Annotated in this window: 17 protein-coding genes; 7 read left to right on the forward strand and 10 right to left on the reverse strand. The window is 41.9% G+C overall.

What is annotated here, in order from left to right; all coding sequences use genetic code 11:
* Positions 1-19: 19 nt before the first annotated feature.
* The gene (locus FV185_RS08155; RefSeq protein ID WP_067496242.1) at positions 20-205 is read right to left on the reverse strand and encodes a hypothetical protein; all 186 of its coding nucleotides are present in this window, start codon (positions 203-205) and stop codon (positions 20-22) included.
* Between the two features lie 184 nt (positions 206-389).
* On the opposite strand from FV185_RS08155, the gene FV185_RS08160 reads away from it, so the two are divergent.
* From FV185_RS08160 to FV185_RS08170, 3 genes are all read left to right on the forward strand, one after another.
* Positions 390-1,262: a restriction endonuclease gene (locus FV185_RS08160; RefSeq protein WP_197457843.1), complete on the forward strand. Its 873-nt coding sequence runs from the start codon at positions 390-392 to the stop codon at positions 1,260-1,262.
* A gap of 2 nt (positions 1,263-1,264) precedes the next feature.
* The gene (locus FV185_RS08165) at positions 1,265-1,714 is read left to right on the forward strand and encodes a 5' nucleotidase, NT5C type (protein ID WP_067496247.1); all 450 of its coding nucleotides are present in this window, start codon (positions 1,265-1,267) and stop codon (positions 1,712-1,714) included.
* Between the two features lie 363 nt (positions 1,715-2,077).
* Entirely contained in the window at positions 2,078-2,647 is a 570-nt protein-coding gene (locus FV185_RS08170; RefSeq protein WP_067496250.1) for a tyrosine-type recombinase/integrase, read from the forward strand.
* Positions 2,648-2,650: 3 nt separating this feature from the next.
* On the opposite strand, the gene FV185_RS08175 is transcribed toward FV185_RS08170, so the two are convergent.
* From FV185_RS08175 to rpsU, 5 genes are all read right to left on the reverse strand, one after another.
* Positions 2,651-4,084 carry an N-terminal phage integrase SAM-like domain-containing protein gene (locus FV185_RS08175; RefSeq protein WP_067496253.1) on the reverse strand — a complete coding sequence of 478 codons (1,434 nt, stop codon included), beginning with the start codon at positions 4,082-4,084 and terminating at the stop codon, positions 2,651-2,653.
* A gap of 1,192 nt (positions 4,085-5,276) precedes the next feature.
* Entirely contained in the window at positions 5,277-7,163 is a 1,887-nt protein-coding gene (rpoD, locus tag FV185_RS08180) for an RNA polymerase sigma factor RpoD (RefSeq protein WP_067496256.1), read from the reverse strand.
* A gap of 74 nt (positions 7,164-7,237) precedes the next feature.
* On the reverse strand, positions 7,238-8,986 hold the full coding sequence (gene dnaG / locus FV185_RS08185; RefSeq protein ID WP_067496259.1) for a DNA primase: 1,749 nt from the start codon (positions 8,984-8,986) through the stop codon (positions 7,238-7,240).
* A 23-nt stretch (positions 8,987-9,009) separates the two neighbouring features.
* Positions 9,010-9,462 (reverse strand): GatB/YqeY domain-containing protein, encoded by a 453-nt coding sequence (locus tag FV185_RS08190; RefSeq protein ID WP_067496263.1) that lies wholly within the window; start codon positions 9,460-9,462, stop codon positions 9,010-9,012.
* A gap of 20 nt (positions 9,463-9,482) precedes the next feature.
* Positions 9,483-9,695: a 30S ribosomal protein S21 gene (gene rpsU / locus FV185_RS08195; protein ID WP_067496266.1), complete on the reverse strand. Its 213-nt coding sequence runs from the start codon at positions 9,693-9,695 to the stop codon at positions 9,483-9,485.
* 101 nt (positions 9,696-9,796) lie between these two features.
* Between rpsU and tsaD the strand changes: the two genes are divergently transcribed.
* Complete coding sequence (gene tsaD, locus FV185_RS08200; protein ID WP_067496269.1) at positions 9,797-10,822, forward strand: tRNA (adenosine(37)-N6)-threonylcarbamoyltransferase complex transferase subunit TsaD; 1,026 nt, start codon at positions 9,797-9,799, stop codon at positions 10,820-10,822.
* Here tsaD and FV185_RS08205 read toward each other — a convergent pair.
* The 4 genes from FV185_RS08205 to gpmA are packed head-to-tail and all read right to left on the reverse strand — an operon-like array spanning position 10,819 to position 14,979.
* On the reverse strand, positions 10,819-11,586 hold the full coding sequence (locus FV185_RS08205; protein WP_067496271.1) for a HesA/MoeB/ThiF family protein: 768 nt from the start codon (positions 11,584-11,586) through the stop codon (positions 10,819-10,821). The genes tsaD and FV185_RS08205 overlap by 4 nt on opposite strands.
* A gap of 6 nt (positions 11,587-11,592) precedes the next feature.
* Positions 11,593-12,999 carry a S41 family peptidase gene (locus FV185_RS08210; RefSeq protein WP_067496274.1) on the reverse strand — a complete coding sequence of 469 codons (1,407 nt, stop codon included), beginning with the start codon at positions 12,997-12,999 and terminating at the stop codon, positions 11,593-11,595.
* 18 nt (positions 13,000-13,017) lie between these two features.
* Positions 13,018-14,229 carry a murein hydrolase activator EnvC family protein gene (locus FV185_RS08215; protein WP_067496278.1) on the reverse strand — a complete coding sequence of 404 codons (1,212 nt, stop codon included), beginning with the start codon at positions 14,227-14,229 and terminating at the stop codon, positions 13,018-13,020.
* On the reverse strand, positions 14,230-14,979 hold the full coding sequence (gene gpmA / locus FV185_RS08220) for a 2,3-diphosphoglycerate-dependent phosphoglycerate mutase (RefSeq protein ID WP_067496281.1): 750 nt from the start codon (positions 14,977-14,979) through the stop codon (positions 14,230-14,232).
* Between the two features lie 121 nt (positions 14,980-15,100).
* Between gpmA and FV185_RS08225 the strand changes: the two genes are divergently transcribed.
* Genes FV185_RS08225 through secB form a run of 3 tightly spaced genes read left to right on the forward strand, consistent with a single transcriptional unit; the run spans position 15,101 to position 16,278 of the window.
* Entirely contained in the window at positions 15,101-15,520 is a 420-nt protein-coding gene (locus tag FV185_RS08225) for a rhodanese-like domain-containing protein (RefSeq protein WP_067496284.1), read from the forward strand.
* Positions 15,521-15,539: 19 nt separating this feature from the next.
* Positions 15,540-15,797 (forward strand): glutaredoxin 3, encoded by a 258-nt coding sequence (grxC, locus tag FV185_RS08230; protein ID WP_067496287.1) that lies wholly within the window; start codon positions 15,540-15,542, stop codon positions 15,795-15,797.
* A gap of 13 nt (positions 15,798-15,810) precedes the next feature.
* The gene (secB, locus tag FV185_RS08235) at positions 15,811-16,278 is read left to right on the forward strand and encodes a protein-export chaperone SecB (RefSeq protein WP_067496290.1); all 468 of its coding nucleotides are present in this window, start codon (positions 15,811-15,813) and stop codon (positions 16,276-16,278) included.

Raw genomic sequence — 16,278 nt, forward strand, 5'->3', positions numbered from 1 at the left:
TGTATTTTTCTCGTTGTTATTAGCGGAGAGCTTTTTTGGCATTGAAGCTACCAAGCTGCTTTGTTTTGGAACTGTTGGTTTTGATGAAATCTCGCATAAATGCTCTTAGCACTTGTGCAGCTGGTACGTCATTCTTTCGGCACAGCTCCACGAACTCCTCGCGAAGCTCTGGCTCGACCCGTATGCGCATTCCTGCATCTTTCATAGCTGTCTTTCTAGGTTACACAATGTGTATCCACAGTCTAGCAGATGGTGTAGACTGGTGCTAGAAAATATAGGCAAATATGACTATGAAAAACGTTTGGTGTGTGAGAGCTGAGTTTGGTACGTATACCAACCACTTTGTAAAAGGTGGTTACGTTGGTATCGGCTATGGTTTAACTTCTAGCTTGGCTAGCGTTACGACTAGAGAAGAACTGACTTCTTTGTATAAAGCTGCACACCCCGAAGAAACAAGTAACTTGGTTGTCGGGCAGCAAGTTGGACAAATCGCACGATTCCTTCTTGACATGAAAGAGGGTGATTACGTTATTACCCCTGCAGCTGATACCGAGTGGCTGCACTATGGACAGCTAACCGATAAAACCTATTGGTTTGATGATGTGAACAGCGATGGATGCCCATACTTTCACAAGCGCGGCGTTGAGTGGGCTAGTGAAAAGTTGAGTAGGTCTGCTTTCTCTGTCCCATTTCAAAATACCGTTCGTTCATCGCTAACCGTTTTCGGCATTAGCCAACAAGATGAGTTCCTAACGGTAATCAAAGCAGATGGTCATGTGTCGCAAAAGAATACGGCTGTTTATGACCCCTACGAATCAGTGCTCGAGCAAGTTCTTGAGTTAGATGACAAAGAGTTTGAAATACTTGTTGGATACCTTTTGACTGCAATAGGCTTTGAAGAAAGCCAAGTTACAGGCAAGACGGGTGATGGCGGTGTTGATGCGACAGGTATATTGAACGTAGCTAACCTTGCAAAGGTTAAGGTCTTCGTTCAGGCAAAGCGTTACAAGCGTGGTTCGAAAATAAATGCGAACGTTGTTAAGCAACTAAGAACAGCTATACCTGTTGGTGGTCAAGGTGCTTTTATTACTACCGCAGACTTTCAAAGTGCTGCTGCTGATGTAGCAGTAGAGGCAGGCTTCCCAAGAATCGGCTTAATAAACGGCAAACAGCTTGTAGATTTGTTAGTTGAACACTGGGAAGACTTGCCAACAGAGTTTAGAGACCGACTCGGGTTACGTATTGGACTAATAAGGGCTTAATGATGAAAAAGACACTTTATATCGACATGGATAACGTGTTGGTGGACTTTCCATCAGGCATATTACAAACGCCTGAAGCAGTGCAAGTGGAGTATGAAGATAGACTTGATGAAGTGCCGCACATCTTCTCAAAAATGCAACCTATCGAAGGTGCTGTTGCTGCATTCGAAGAACTTTCAACATTATTTGATACCTATATCCTCTCAACTGCGCCTTGGGAAAATGCTACGGCTTGGAGCGATAAGTTGGATTGGGTGAAGAAGTATTTGGGGAAACCAGCACATAAGCGATTGATACTGTCGCACCATAAAAATCTAAACGATGGTCACTACTTAGTAGACGACAGAACAAAGAACGGTGTCGATAGATTCAAAGGCGTTCACATACACTTTGGAACTAACGACTTTCCTGATTGGAACTCAGTAACTAGCTACTTAAAGCAAAACACATAGATGGGGTTGTAAATCACCACCTCAAATCTGTAAGTACTCCATAGCCGTTTTTTGCACGGCTATTTTTTTGTCTGCTGTAACCCTTTTTTAAGCCCTACAAGCTGCGCTAGTGTCAGCTCTGCTACCCAAGCCAGCCCTCAACCTTCAAAACGCTTGCAGGGCTTGTGCGCAAATCACGCATTGTTAGTGGCTAATCTGCCACGAAAACAGCTAAATAAGTACTGAGCATGTTTTATACAAAACATTATCAGTGCAGCTAAGTCGTTGATTTTCAATAGGCTAGCAACAGGCAAAAAAGGGGTAGGAATATTGAACATAAGAAAACATACTGCATGCAACGTTTTAATAGGAAAGCAGGACGAAATGACGAAGCAAGCAAAAACACTAAACGAGCGCGAACTGCAAAGATTGCTTGAAAGTGCAGCAGCTACAAAAAGCGCAAAGCGCAACCGTGCAATCCTGCTGCTCACGCACTTAGCTGGTATGCGCATTGGCGAAGTTGCTGCTGTTCGCGTTTGCGATGTGCTTGCTACAGACGGAACAGTGCGTGATGAAATCAACTTAAGCGCAATGCAAACGAAGGGCAACAAGAGCAGGACAGTGCTTTTAAATGAGCGTATGCGCAGCGAGCTTGAAAGCTACGTCCGCACGTTGCGCATTAAAGATGTAAAGCAAGCTTTGTTTGCTACGCAGCGCAGCGCAGCGTTTACTGCAAACTCGCTAACCCAAATCGTTAACGGTATTTACAAGCAAGCGGGCTTTGACAGCGGCAGCAGTCATAGCGGTCGCAGAACTTTTTTAACTAACCTTGCTGAGAAAGGCGTTAGCGTAAGAGTGATGATGGCACTTGCTGGTCATAGCGCAATGTCTACTACTCAACGTTACATTGATTTGCGTCCAGGAGTGCTGCGTAACGCTATTGAACTTGTTTGATAGCTACTGAGACTTGGTCTTAGCTTTGCTTTTAGCCTTGCTAGCCTTAGCTGCAACTTTCGCAGATTGGTACAAGTCAGGAACTTCTACAGGCTTAAACAATGCTTGACGAGCATTAGGCGCTTTAAGCTTGTGTTTGATTTGCTTGAGCGTGCCTCGGTCATAGCGCTTCATCAACATTTCAGGCGAGTTTCCAAGTGCCTTAGCTAAGTCACGCATATCCACATCGTCATAGTCCATTACCGCTGTACTAAACAAGCTGCGGAAGCTGTAAAGCACTCTTTTTCTTCCAGTGTTCCTATCTTTCAACATGTTGTACTCTTCAAGAAAGTGCTGGAACATATGCAGCGCACTTGCCAAGCCTTCGCCGTCACTCGTCATGAATATCTTGTCTTCATTCTTAGTTTCGATGAGGTGCTGTAACTTGTTTGATTTCCTAATATTTTTATAGCGTCTATTCGCAATCTCTTTCAGCACTCTGTATGTCATGTCATAACCAACAGCATGCCTAGTACCTTCTTTGCCATCTACGAATAACGAAACTATTGGTGTCCAGACTGTGTTTGGAAGCGGATTTCCTTCTTCGTCATACGGCCCATTGCTCAACTCAACATACTCTCGTTCGTAGTCGATCATTTCTTCTTTTTCAACTTCATCTTCAACAAACTGCACACCTGCTGTTTCGTGCTGCACTTCGAACTCTATGTTCTTCCACTGCAAATCTAACAACTCTTTTCCGGGTCGCGCTCCTGTATCAACTAACACCCTTACGTAGTCATGTACTACTTGACGCTTTTCTTTGTGGTGTTGACGTCCATTAGCAACCCACTCTGGCATGTTTGCAAGAATGATGTTTGTTTCATATACCGTAAAGGTTGCGTGCCTCTCGCTCTTTTGCCCTTTCGTTTCCAGATAGGGCATTTTTAAACCTGACATCAAGTTGCGTGAGATTGCTTCCTTAAAAATCATATTGAGCACAACGTTGTGCTTTCTTACTGTGCTGTACTTGGGTGTCTTGCCCATCTCTTTCACGCGCCACTTCTCATAATCTTCGATGGTTTCGCTTGTAATATTTGAGATGACCATGCTTCCAAAAAACGGAACAAGGTACTTGTCGATGATGCGCTTGTACTGTGTGTAGGAATCGACTTTGTGACCAGAAGCTATTCGCGCTTCCATTGCTTTCAAAACTAACTGTGCAACATCACGCAGTCGTTTTGTAACTACTGGCAAGTTTTCCTCTTTTCGCAAAAGAGCTTTAGCCAGTATTTTTTGTGCAGCAGCATTTGCCTTGTTTAAATCACGCTCTTTTGTAGTTTGCGTAAACCACGTGTCTTCCACCTTGTATCTGCAATACCAAACTTCAGTGTTTGGGCGCTTGAAGACAACAAGCTCGCGCTCTATAAGTTGATGTGTGTCGTCACGTTTTACGGGCATGTGCTTACTTTAAAGTCTTAGCAGTTTACGTGCAACGGATTTTGTAGAAGCAGAAAGAAAAAAAGGGCTGCACACGCTAATGTGCAACCCTTATCTAATATGGTGGGCCTCCCGTGAGTCGAACACGGCACCAACGGATTATGCTTACCACTACAGTTTTCACTGCCTGTTTCCAGTTTGTAGTCTGGACTGTCTCTTGTCTTTACGACCTACCCGTACAGTCTCTACACGTTCCAAACATTTCTGTTTGGCTTCGCTCGGGATTACCACGCTGTTACACAGAGGCTTCCCCGACTTTGAGTAGTTCTACATATAAGCAGAGCTAACTTACCTATATGCAACCCAATCGTTGCCAACCATTGCCTAAGCTTTAGGTTGGCTTCTTTTAAGTCCGCTGCTCTAACCAAGCATGAGCTAGAGGCCCGAAAAATCTATATTCTCCACGTTTTTCTACATTGCAAACTTGCAAAACTGTAGAAGCACTGTAGAAGCACTATTTTAAGGTTAAAAATCTCCTAAGTTGTTGATTTATAAGCGGTTTTTTGAGTACTTACCGCTTAGTTAAATAGGTTATGAGTCCTCTGCTCTAACCAACTGAGCTATGGGCCCGTTAATCTTTACATGCAATTTTGCACTTCTTAACCGCTTCAAAACCACACTAAAACCGCATTTACTACACACCTCGGTTTTTGCTTCGGTGTGTAAGCGGTGTGTAGTGAATTTATACCGCCTAATTCACCACTAACCTCTTGAATCTATTGAGGTCTTTGTTACAAGACCCCTAGGGCTTCTTTCTTATGAGTCCTCTGCTCTAACCAACTGAGCTATAGGCCCATGAAGCTAATTTTAGTTGCACATTTTTTTGGCTAAAGAAGCGCACACAAAACGTGCAAACTGAAGAAGCAGTATAGAAACAATCTTTTACTACCACACTACGTACAATCTACTTTTTTTACTCAAACCACATAACAACATTTATCACTGCATACCAAGAAAAAACATTATGGTGTATTGCATATATTTACTATTATCATCACTAAACCATCATAGTTGTTGATTTACAGTTTTGGACTCATGACTTAATTCTATTATTAGATCTTTACACTAATTTGTTGCGCTACAGATCTTAAAAACAGTAAATTGTACAGTAAGGCGCGACTATTAAAAAGCCATACCTTACTTTTACTACCTATTAATTATCGTTGTTATCAATAAAACTTCTTAATCGTTCAGAACGTGAAGGATGACGAAGTTTTCGTAACGCTTTGGCTTCAATTTGACGAATACGCTCACGAGTGACATCAAACTGTTTACCTACCTCTTCAAGAGTATGGTCAGTATTCATCTCGATACCAAAGCGCATTCTTAGTACTTTGGCTTCACGTTGCGTTAATGAATCAAGCACATCTTTAGTCGCATCACGTAGGCTTGAATATAACGCTGAATCGGATGGCGCCAGGGTTGCTGTGTCTTCAATAAAATCCCCCAAATGGGAATCATCATCATCGCCAATAGGTGTTTCCATAGAAATAGGCTCTTTAGAAATTTTGAGAATTTTTCTAATTTTATCCTCAGGCATTTCCATTTTCTTAGCCAATTCTGCAGGATCAGGCTCAAGACCAGTCTCTTGTAGAATTTGGCGAGAAATCCTATTCATCTTATTGATGGTTTCAATCATATGCACAGGAATACGAATAGTTCTTGCCTGATCAGCAATAGAACGTGTAATAGCCTGACGTATCCACCATGTTGCATAGGTAGAGAATTTATAACCGCGACGATATTCAAACTTATCTACCGCCTTCATAAGACCGATATTACCCTCTTGAATAAGATCCAAGAACTGTAAACCACGATTCGTGTATTTTTTAGCGATAGAGATCACCAAACGCAAGTTGGCTTCAATCATCTCACGTTTAGCACGTCTTGCACGTGCTTCACCGGTAGACATCTGACGGGCAATTTCTTTTAAATCTTTAATTGGAAGACCCACATCTTTTTGCAGTTCCAACAAGTTTTCTTGTTGCTCAACCACATTATGTTTAAGTCTAGCTAATGAGGCACTATAAGCTTTGCGACCAGCAGACTCTTCAGTAACCCATTTGATGTTAGTTTCATTACCAGGGAAAGACTTAATAAAGTGATTACGCGGCATTCCCGCCATATCCACGCATAATTTCATAATCTCTTTTTCATGATTACGAACTCGTTCAACTAATTGACGTAATCCATTAGCCAAATTTTCAACTTGTTTGGCGGTAAAACGAATACCCATTAATTCTTGAGAAATACTTTCTTGTAGGTCCTTGTAAGCGCGACTGCGTGAACCTTTTTCAGCTAACGCCTTTTTCATGCGCTTACTTAAACGACGAATTGAACCAAAACGCTCCAGTGCATCGGCCTTTAACTGTTCCAGGTTGGCGCTACTGATGCCACCACCTTCACCGTCTTCCCCCTCCTCTTCTTCTATTTCCATGTCCTCATCATCAGACATCATTTGTGTTTCAAGTTCTTCTTCTTCACCGTTAGGATCAACGAGTCCATCAATAACCTCATCAACACGTAACTCGTCTTTTTCAATCCTGTCAGCTAGCTCTAAAACTTGATCAATGGTAGAAGGGCAAGAGGAAATAGCCTGAATCATATGCTTCAAGCCATCTTCAATACGTTTAGCAATTTCAATCTCACCTTCACGGGTGAGAAGATCAACTGTACCCATTTCACGCATATACATACGTACAGGATCAGTGGTTCTGCCGAATTCAGAATCTACTGAGGATAATGCTGCTTCTGCTTCTTCAACAATATCTTCATCAGCAACAGGGGGTGGGGCATCAGACATGAGTAACTGTTCGCTATCAGGTGCCTCGTCATAGACAGCGATACCCATATCATTGATCATGCCAATAACAGATTCGATTTGTTCAGCATCCAACATGTCATCTGGTAAATGATCGTTGATCTCTGCATAAGTCAAGAAACCACGCTCTTTACCTAGTACCACTAAATTTTTTAGGCGTGTCCGTTGCTCCTCCAAATCTGTTTGGCGGGATTCGGACTTAGAATTATCATTTGCCATGATCAGTGACACCCCTTTGAAAATTGTTAAAAATTAATACATAAAACCTTGTATTCTACCATAAAAGACGCAACCTATCTCTTCTTTTTGAGCTTCAAAAGTCGTTGAAATTCAACGAGTTCGGCCTCATTTAACACCCTTTCTTGCGACAAACTCATTAAATCCTGGACTCTTGCTCCAATATAGGCTTCTTCTAATCTTAATAAACCATCTTGGTAAAACAAATCCAATTCATCTTGGGGAGTATGCTCCAAGGCCACCCATTCGCGTCGCAACGCTTCTTCTATTAGATGAAAGTGGGTATGGCCTCGTAATAATTCAAGTACACTTTGAGGAGAAACAGGCCCACTTTGGTCACGTAACAAATCTACCACTGCCAGCAATGCCTCTTCATCACGTCCACGCAAATAATGTTCAGGATAGCCAAACCGTTCAATTAAACTAGGGTCAATAATTAAAGCAACCAACATTCTCGAAGCCAAACTCATTGGCTGATCTCGGCGCGGAACCAAAGCAGTTCTTTTAGCGATAGTGTGAACTTTTACTTCCCCCACCACCCCTTTCACTAAATCAACAGTTACCCCCAATCTCTTAGCAATTGCCTCGCGCAACAAAGCTGACATAACAGGAGCTTTAATTTGTTCGAGGTAGTTTTTTGCTTGGGTTAACACTTTTGCTCGCCCCTCCATAGTGGATAAATCACTATCCTCACCAATTACTTCAAAAAAATATTCAGAAAAAGGAAGCGCATTGTTAACTTGTTGTTCAAAAGCCTCTTTGCCATGTGCTCGTATAAAACTATCAGGATCCTCTGATTCAGGTAAAAACAAGAAACTAAATTCTTTACTGTCTTGCAATAGTGGTAACACACCTTCAAATGCTCGTTTCGCTGCCCGTCGACCAGCTTTATCACCGTCAAATGAGAACACGATACGTCTTGCCAAACGCATAAGTTTTTGTAAATGTGTAGCCGTGGTTGCCGTACCTAATGTTGCAACCGCATAGCCTATACCCCATTGAGATAAAGCCACCACATCCATATATCCTTCGACAACAATGACTTGCGAGCGTTCGCGTATAGACTCTTTCGCTTGCGTTAAACCGTATAATTCATGTCCCTTTTCAAATATGGGGGTTTCAGGAGAGTTAAGGTATTTAGGCTCACCTTGACCAATGACACGTCCACCAAATCCAATAACCTGTCCTTTGGCATTGAGAATAGGAAACATAACTCGACCGCGAAAACGATCATAACGCTTTCCTTCATCGGATTGAATGACAAGGCCGGATTCAATCCATGCAGAGTCCGTATAAGCGCCCTTAAACGACTCTAAATTGCGCCATTCGTCAGGGGCAAAACCTAGACCAAAGCGAGCTGCCACCTCCCCTGACACTCCCCTATTCTTAAGATAGTCAATGGCCACAGAAGAGTGTTTAAGTTGTTCACGATAGTGCAGCATAGCCTGTTGGCAACATTCAAATAAAGGAGCTAACTGATCTTGAGCCTTGTTATGCGGTTGATCATTAGAATGAGTTTGAGGTACCTCTAAGCCCACTTGGTTTGCTAGCTCTTCAACCGCTTCAACAAAGCCCGCGCCAGTGTACTCCATAACAAAACTGATGGCAGTACCTGTAGCACCGCAGCCAAAACAATAATAGAACTGCTTTACAGGACTAACTGAAAAAGAAGGACTTTTCTCTTGGTGGAAGGGGCAACGTGCTACAAAGTTACCACCCGCTTTTTTGAGTGGAATATAACGCTCGATGGTGTCAACAATATCTACTCTTGACAGCAAAGTCTGGATGAAATCACGTGGAATCATCCGTCTCTCCTAGAATTTAATTTTTAGTTTGCGCCAAGTTCTTTTTTGACGAGTTGAGATATTTTACCCATATCAGCACGACCGCTGACAAGAGGTCTCAGTACTGCCATAACTTTAGCCATATCGGCCATTACCTTTGCTCCACTCTCATTAACAGCCTGTTTAACCAGCGTCGCAATTTCAGCATCGGTTAAGGGCGTGGGGAGATATTTTTCTAAAACAGAAATTTCAAAGGCTTCTTGCTGGGCTAAATCAGTGCGGTTGGCTTTATTATACTGCTCTATAGAATCACGGCGTTGCTTAAGCATTTTTTCAAGTATATTTAAAACCGCAGCATCATCAACCGCGATTCTTTCATCAACTTCTTTTTGTTTGATAGCCGCGAGTATCAAACGCAAGGCTCCAAGGGTAGCTGAATCCCGAGAACGCATAGCATTCTTCATGTCTTCAGAAATTTGCTCTTTAAGCCCTGCCATACAACCTAACCAGTAATGGATTAATACATTTTTGGAGGGAGCATTTGACTACGTAAACGCTTGTAACGACGTTTCACTGCAGCTGCCAGTTTACGCTTGCGTTCAGCGGTTGGTTTTTCGTAGAATTCACGAGCACGTAATTCGGTTAATAGGCCAGTTTTTTCAACGGCGCGCTTAAAGCGACGCATGGCCACATCAAATGGTTCGTTCTCTTTAACACGAATGTTTGGCATTCAGTCCTCTAACAAGTAATCATTAAAAACAAATATTTTAGCATTAAAACTCGAGTTTTGTCACTATACAGGTTAAAATCTTAATTTTGATGTGAAAAGCTATGGTTCGTGTACTTGGAATTGAAAGCTCATGTGATGAAACCGGTGTTGCTATTTACGATAGCGAGCAAGGGTTATTAGCAGATTCTCTTCATTCACAAATTAAACTACATAATGAATACGGAGGAGTTGTGCCAGAATTGGCTTCTCGTGACCATATTCGCCGCATTACTCCCCTTATCAAAGAAACTCTCTCTTCAGCCAACTGCCAACTCACAGATCTTACTGCTATTGCTTACACAGCTGGTCCAGGGCTTGCTGGAGCGCTTTTGGTTGGCGCCTCAGTAGCTGAGTCTTTATCCTTTGCTTTATCTATTCCAGCACTCCCCATCCATCACCTAGAGGGGCACTTGTTATCCCCATGCTTAAGTGATACACCACCTAAGTTCCCATTTATTGCTCTATTGGTCTCTGGTGGACACAGTCAATTCATGAAAGTAACCCAGGTAGGAAGTTATGAGCTGCTTGGTGAGAGTGTTGATGATGCTGCCGGTGAGGCATTTGATAAAACAGCTAAATTATTGGGTCTACCCTATCCTGGGGGACCCCATTTGGCTAAATTAGCTGAAACAGGTAACCCTAAACGCTTTAACTTTCCGCGACCAATGATGCATAGTGGAGATTTAATGATGAGTTTTAGTGGCCTTAAAACAGCTGTATCGCTTACTGTAGCCCAACATCAAGCAGAGGATTACAAAGATATTGCCGCCTCCTTTGAAGCTGCCGTGGTGGATACTTTATGTGCAAAGGCACTACAAGCCATCAAACAAACCGGTATAAAACAATTGGTTATCGCAGGTGGAGTGGGAGCCAATTTAACACTACGTAAACAACTCACTACGGTGGTCAAAGAACAGGGCGGTGACGTATTTTATCCCCCACTAAAATTATGCACTGACAATGGAGCAATGATTGCCTACGCAGGCGCACAAAAGCTTCTAATGGGACAGCACTCTCCACAAAAAGAAAATTTTGCCATTTATCCTCGCTGGGATTTACAGGCTTATTCAACTCTTTATAGAAATTAAAGCGCGTGTTGAGCGCACACAGTGCAATGGGGATCTTTCTTATATTGAATAGATTGTGACTCAAAGCGTAAGGCATTAAATAACATTAAGCGCCCCACCAAGTTCTGTCCAATATTAGCTAGTAATTTAAGTGCTTCAATTGCTTGAGCGCTACCTATCATACCCACTAAAGGGGATAACACCCCCATAGTGGCACAGGCTTCATCTTGATTTACGCCACTATCTGGAAACAAACACTCATAACATGGATTAGCTGACTGCCTGGCATCAAAAACAGTTAACTGTCCATCAAAACGAATAGCAGCACCTGAAACAAGAGGGATTTTATGTTTCACACACAGCCTATTAAGAGCATGACGGGTGGCAAAGTTGTCTGAGCAATCCAATACCACATTCATTGATTGAAGTAGCTTGTCACCTTGATCTGTAGTTAACCGTTCACTAATAACAGTCACCTCCACATCCGGATTAATTTGTTGAATTCGTTGCTTACAAGCCTGCGCTTTATTAAGCCCCATATCCGACATGCTAAAAGCAATTTGTCGTTGTAAATTAGTTAAATCAATGGCGTCATGATCAATAAGTGTAATCTCACCTACGCCACTTGCGGACAAATACAGTGCAGCTACTGACCCTAATCCACCCACACCCACAATACATACTTTAGAACGTCTGATTCGTTCTACTCCCGCCACATCTATTTCATTTAATAGAATATGACGGGAATAACGTAGTAACTCATTGTCATTTAACAACTCCGCCATATGGCATTATTTCTTGGTATTGGCATGCTGCTTTAAATATGACAATGCCTCATCCAGTTGCACATCTTTCTTAGGATCAACCTTACCGGTTTTAGCGGATTTTTTATCGTTCAGATGGGCGTTATCAATAGATGTGGGGGCTTTATTAGCCTTAACTGCAGCCATATTTTTTGCATTTTTCCCATCATTTGGATTGGCTAAATGACCCTCTAGATCTGCTTCATGCAACCCAAAAGCATCATCAATTATGCCGGGTTCTGCGACGACCACATCAGGAGCGATACCTTTAGCCTGTATTGAACGACCACTTGGTGTGAAGTAGCGGGCAGTGGTGAGCTTTAAGGCGGTATTATTTCCCAATGGAAGTATAGTTTGCACCGATCCCTTACCAAAGGTTTGTGTGCCCATAATTGTTGCACGATGCTGATCCTGAAGTGCGCCGGCAACGATCTCTGAAGCAGAAGCTGAACCACCATTAACTAATACTACTAAAGGTACCTTTTGTGACGCCTCTGGTTCATCTGCGATATAGTCAGGGCTATTAGCTGATAGTAGATAGTTTTGTGGTGCTACTGTTAAACGCATTTTAGCATCAGGAATTCGACCCTCTGTATAGACCACCAAGGTATCTTTAGGTAGGAATGACGCTGCCACTCCCACTGCCGCATTTAACAGCCCGCCAGGATTGTTCCTGAGATCTAAAACAATACCTTTCACTTGACCATTGTCTTTTTTATACAAGTCATCAATAGCTTTTGCCAGATCTTCCCCAGTTCGTTCTTGGAACTGACTAATACGAATGACCCCATAGCCCTTTTCAGGAGTGGTCATAGTGACACTCTTGGTTTTTATTATGTCTCTTACTAAAGTAAAGGTGAGAGGTTTGGGGGTGTTCTTTCTTAATACAGTCAAAACAATACTGGTCCCAGGCTTACCACGCATGTGCTTAACTGCATCGTTTAATGTCATTCCCTTCACTGCAGCGTTATCAATTTTAAAAATCAGATCACCCGTTTTAATACCAGCTCGTGAGGCAGGAGAGTCATCAAGTGGTGTAACAACTTTAACAAGGCCATCATCCATAGTGACTTCAATTCCTAATCCACCAAACTCACCTTGAGTACCCTGTTGAAGTTCTTTGTATGCCTCTTGATCAAGATAGGCTGAATGAGGATCCAATCCAGAAACCATGCCAATAATAGCTTGTTTTAATAGTTGTTTATCATCAACAGGTTCAACATAGTCTGATTTAATTCGACCATAAACCTCCGTAAACGCTTTTAATTCGTCTACAGGTAAACCATTAGTAAGCGTACTTGATCGATCAGCTACCGCTGAAAAGTTCAATGTAAGAGCAAAACCAATTAACGCCCCCATTAGTACTAAACCAACTTTCTTAAAATGACTCCCCATAACATCCCTCTTATTTAATTAACGGCCGCCAACCCAACTCAGTGGGTCAAATGGCTTACTTTGATAACGTAATTCGAAGTATATCCCGGTTTGAGGATTACTGCCCGATCGTCCACTTGTCGCAATGGTATCCCCCATTTTGACTTCATGTCCAACGCCTGCTAATAGCGCCTGTGCACCACCATACAAGCTCATATAACCCGCACCATGGTCAATAATGATTAGATTACCAAAACCTCGCAACCAATCAGCATACACTACTTGCCCAGGAGCCACAGCTTTTACAGGCTGCCCCTCATCTGACTTAATATATACGCCATGCCAAGTTAAACCCGTATCAGAACGTGGACTACCAAAGCGATTAGCAAGTTCCCCCAATAACGGTAAATGTAAATGTCCTTTAAGAAGTGCGAATTGTGAATTACTCTCTTCTGGACTCGGTAAAACTGTATTGTTACCAATATGTTGTTCTTGCGCAGCATTAGGGGAGACAATATGTTTAGGCTTTTTGTTGGTCGGCCGAATCTTTCTGGCTTTTGCCTTTTTTTCTAGCAACTTGACGAGTTTTGTCAACGCTTGTTCGTTTTTAATGAGGTTATTGAGTTGCTGTTGCTGTCCTTGTTCGGTTTTAGATAATTCAGCATACAATGCATCACGCTTCTTTTTTTGATCCTCCAAAACGATACTTTGTTGTTGAAACGTTGATTCTACTTGTTTTAATTCATTAACCTTATCACGCTGCTTATTTGCTAATTGTTGTAATTGATTGGCTTTGAGTAAAGCAAGTTTTGCTGCCACATCTTGATCATGAGCGAGATCTGATAAATACTCTAGTTGTAACCAAAATTGCGCATCGGTTTGTTGATCCGAATTAGATTGAGGCAAAAGACTTTGTTCGTAACGTTGGTGAATCAGTGTAAACAGGTTTGATTGATGAGCATTTTGTTCGCGCCCTGCTTGCTGTGTTTCTTTTTCCAGTTTTGCAATAATTTGACGTAAGGCGTTTTCACGTAATTGTAATTGATAGCGTTTTTTTGCCGTAGTCTCAATAGATTTCTCTAACTGTCTAATTTGGCTTTGAACCAAGGCTCTATTATGCTTTGTTTCACTTAGATCTTTTTTTAATTGGTGGATTTGTTTTTGCACATGATTCAGATCATGCCTTGGGGAGGCCATGGCGAGCGTTGATAGCCATAATACTCCCCCCAAAAAAACCACATATTGCTTCATTTAGGCTTTAGCTTTACCTTGTGAGGCAACTGCTTGTTGCTGTTTTGCTACCTCTTCAGCATCACCTAAATAGTAGTGATTTACTCCCATCAACTCATCATTTAGTTCAATAACCAATGGGATGCCTGTTGGAATATTGATTGCCACGATACTTTTATCATCTATTTGCATTAAATGCTTAAACAAAGCACGAATTGAATTACCATGAGCAACCACTAGCACTTGTTTCCCCGCATGAATTTCCGGAGCAATATCTGAATGCCAATAAGGCAGAACTCTAGCTACAGTATCTTTTAAACTTTCACCTCGTGGAAAAACATCACGTGACACATGGGCGTAACGCGGGTCAGCAATTTCATAACGTGAGTCATTAATAGCAATTGATGGGGGTGGTGTATCATAGCTGCGACGCCAAACAAGTACCTGTTCTTCACCGTATTTAGCTGCTGTTTCAGCCTTATTCAAACCTTGTAAATCACCATAATGTCTCTCATTTAAACGCCAATCTTTAGTGACAGGAATCCATTGTCTTTCCATTTCATCTAAAGACAACCATAGCGTCTTAATGGCACGTTTCAACAGTGAAGTAAAAGCCAGATCAGGCAGCACTTTTGCTTCTTTCATAAGACGACCGGCAAGAGTGGCCTGCTGTAACCCCACATTGGTCAGCGGAACATCGGCCCAACCTGTAAATCTGTTTTCATCATTCCACTGACTCTGCCCATGGCGTAATAAAACGAGTTTCTTCATGTTTAATCACTTAATTATCATCAAAATACGGTATTTTAACAGGTCAAGGACCAACTTTGACCAAAAAAACAGCTTTGCTCTGGTAAAATAATCTTTTTCATTAAATCAAAGGTACTTAAAGTTGGAATTCATCACTGCACATTTGGCCCTTGTAGTACTGGTTATTGCGAGCGGATTAATGGTACTTTGGCCTGAAGTTCAATCACTTATCGGGCAGCAAAACCAAATTACCCCCTTAACCGCCACACAATTAATTAACCAGAAACATGCTTTGGTATTTGATTGCCGCAAACAAGAGGATTTTAACTTAGGGCACGTCCCTCAATCTAAACGTCTAGAATTAGATCAAATCGAAGAGCAATTGGCTGATTTAAAAAGATTTATTTCCCGTCCAGTCATTCTCGTCCCTATGGCAGGTAGCGTGCCACAAAAAGCAATTAATGCTCTTAAAACGGCAGGTTTTAACGATGTTTTGATTCTCAAAGGTGGTATTACGGCCTGGATTGAAGCCAGTTTACCGATAGACAAATCAAGTAAGTAATGGAAAAAGGAGTTTTAACATGAGTAATGTGGTGATGTATACCACCGGATATTGCCCCTATTGTGTAATGGCTGAGCGATTACTCAAAAGCAAAGGGGTTGACGCAATTAAAAAAATTGAAATTGACGCCAATCCAGAAGAACGCTCACGTATGATGGAAATAACTGGACGCCGAACTGTCCCGCAAATTTTTATTGGTAGCACCCATGTTGGAGGATATGATGATTTAGTCGCTTTAGACAAATCAGGTAAGCTCCTTCCACTTTTACAATCTTAATGGAAATATAACTATGTCAGACGCAATTGGCCAACCTGTTTTTGCTGTTGAAAAATTTTATGTAGTTGATGCATCTCTTGAAATACCTCATGCTCCACAGATTTTTTTAGAAAGAGAAACCCCTCAGTTACAAGTTGAGCTCTCAAATCAGCATAACCAATTAGAGAGCGGTCTTTACCATACAACAGTTAAAGTAACAGTTACTGCTAAGTTGAAAGATAAAGTCATGTTTCTTGTTGAAGCGACTCAAGGTGGTGTGTTCCGTATTGAACACCTCCCTCAAGAAGACATGGATATTGTGCTTAATGTGACCTGTCCTAATATGTTATTCCCCTACCTCAGAGAAGTTATTTCTGACTTGGTAGTCCGTGCTGGTTTCCCTCCTGTTATCCTTAATCCAGTTAATTTTGAAGCACTTTACCAACAACGCAATAATGCAAATAACATTGACCAAGTTGACAGTGCCCAGATAACACAATAA

The organism is Ferrovum sp. PN-J185 (assembly GCF_001581925.1).
Classification (GTDB): domain Bacteria; phylum Pseudomonadota; class Gammaproteobacteria; order Burkholderiales; family Ferrovaceae; genus PN-J185.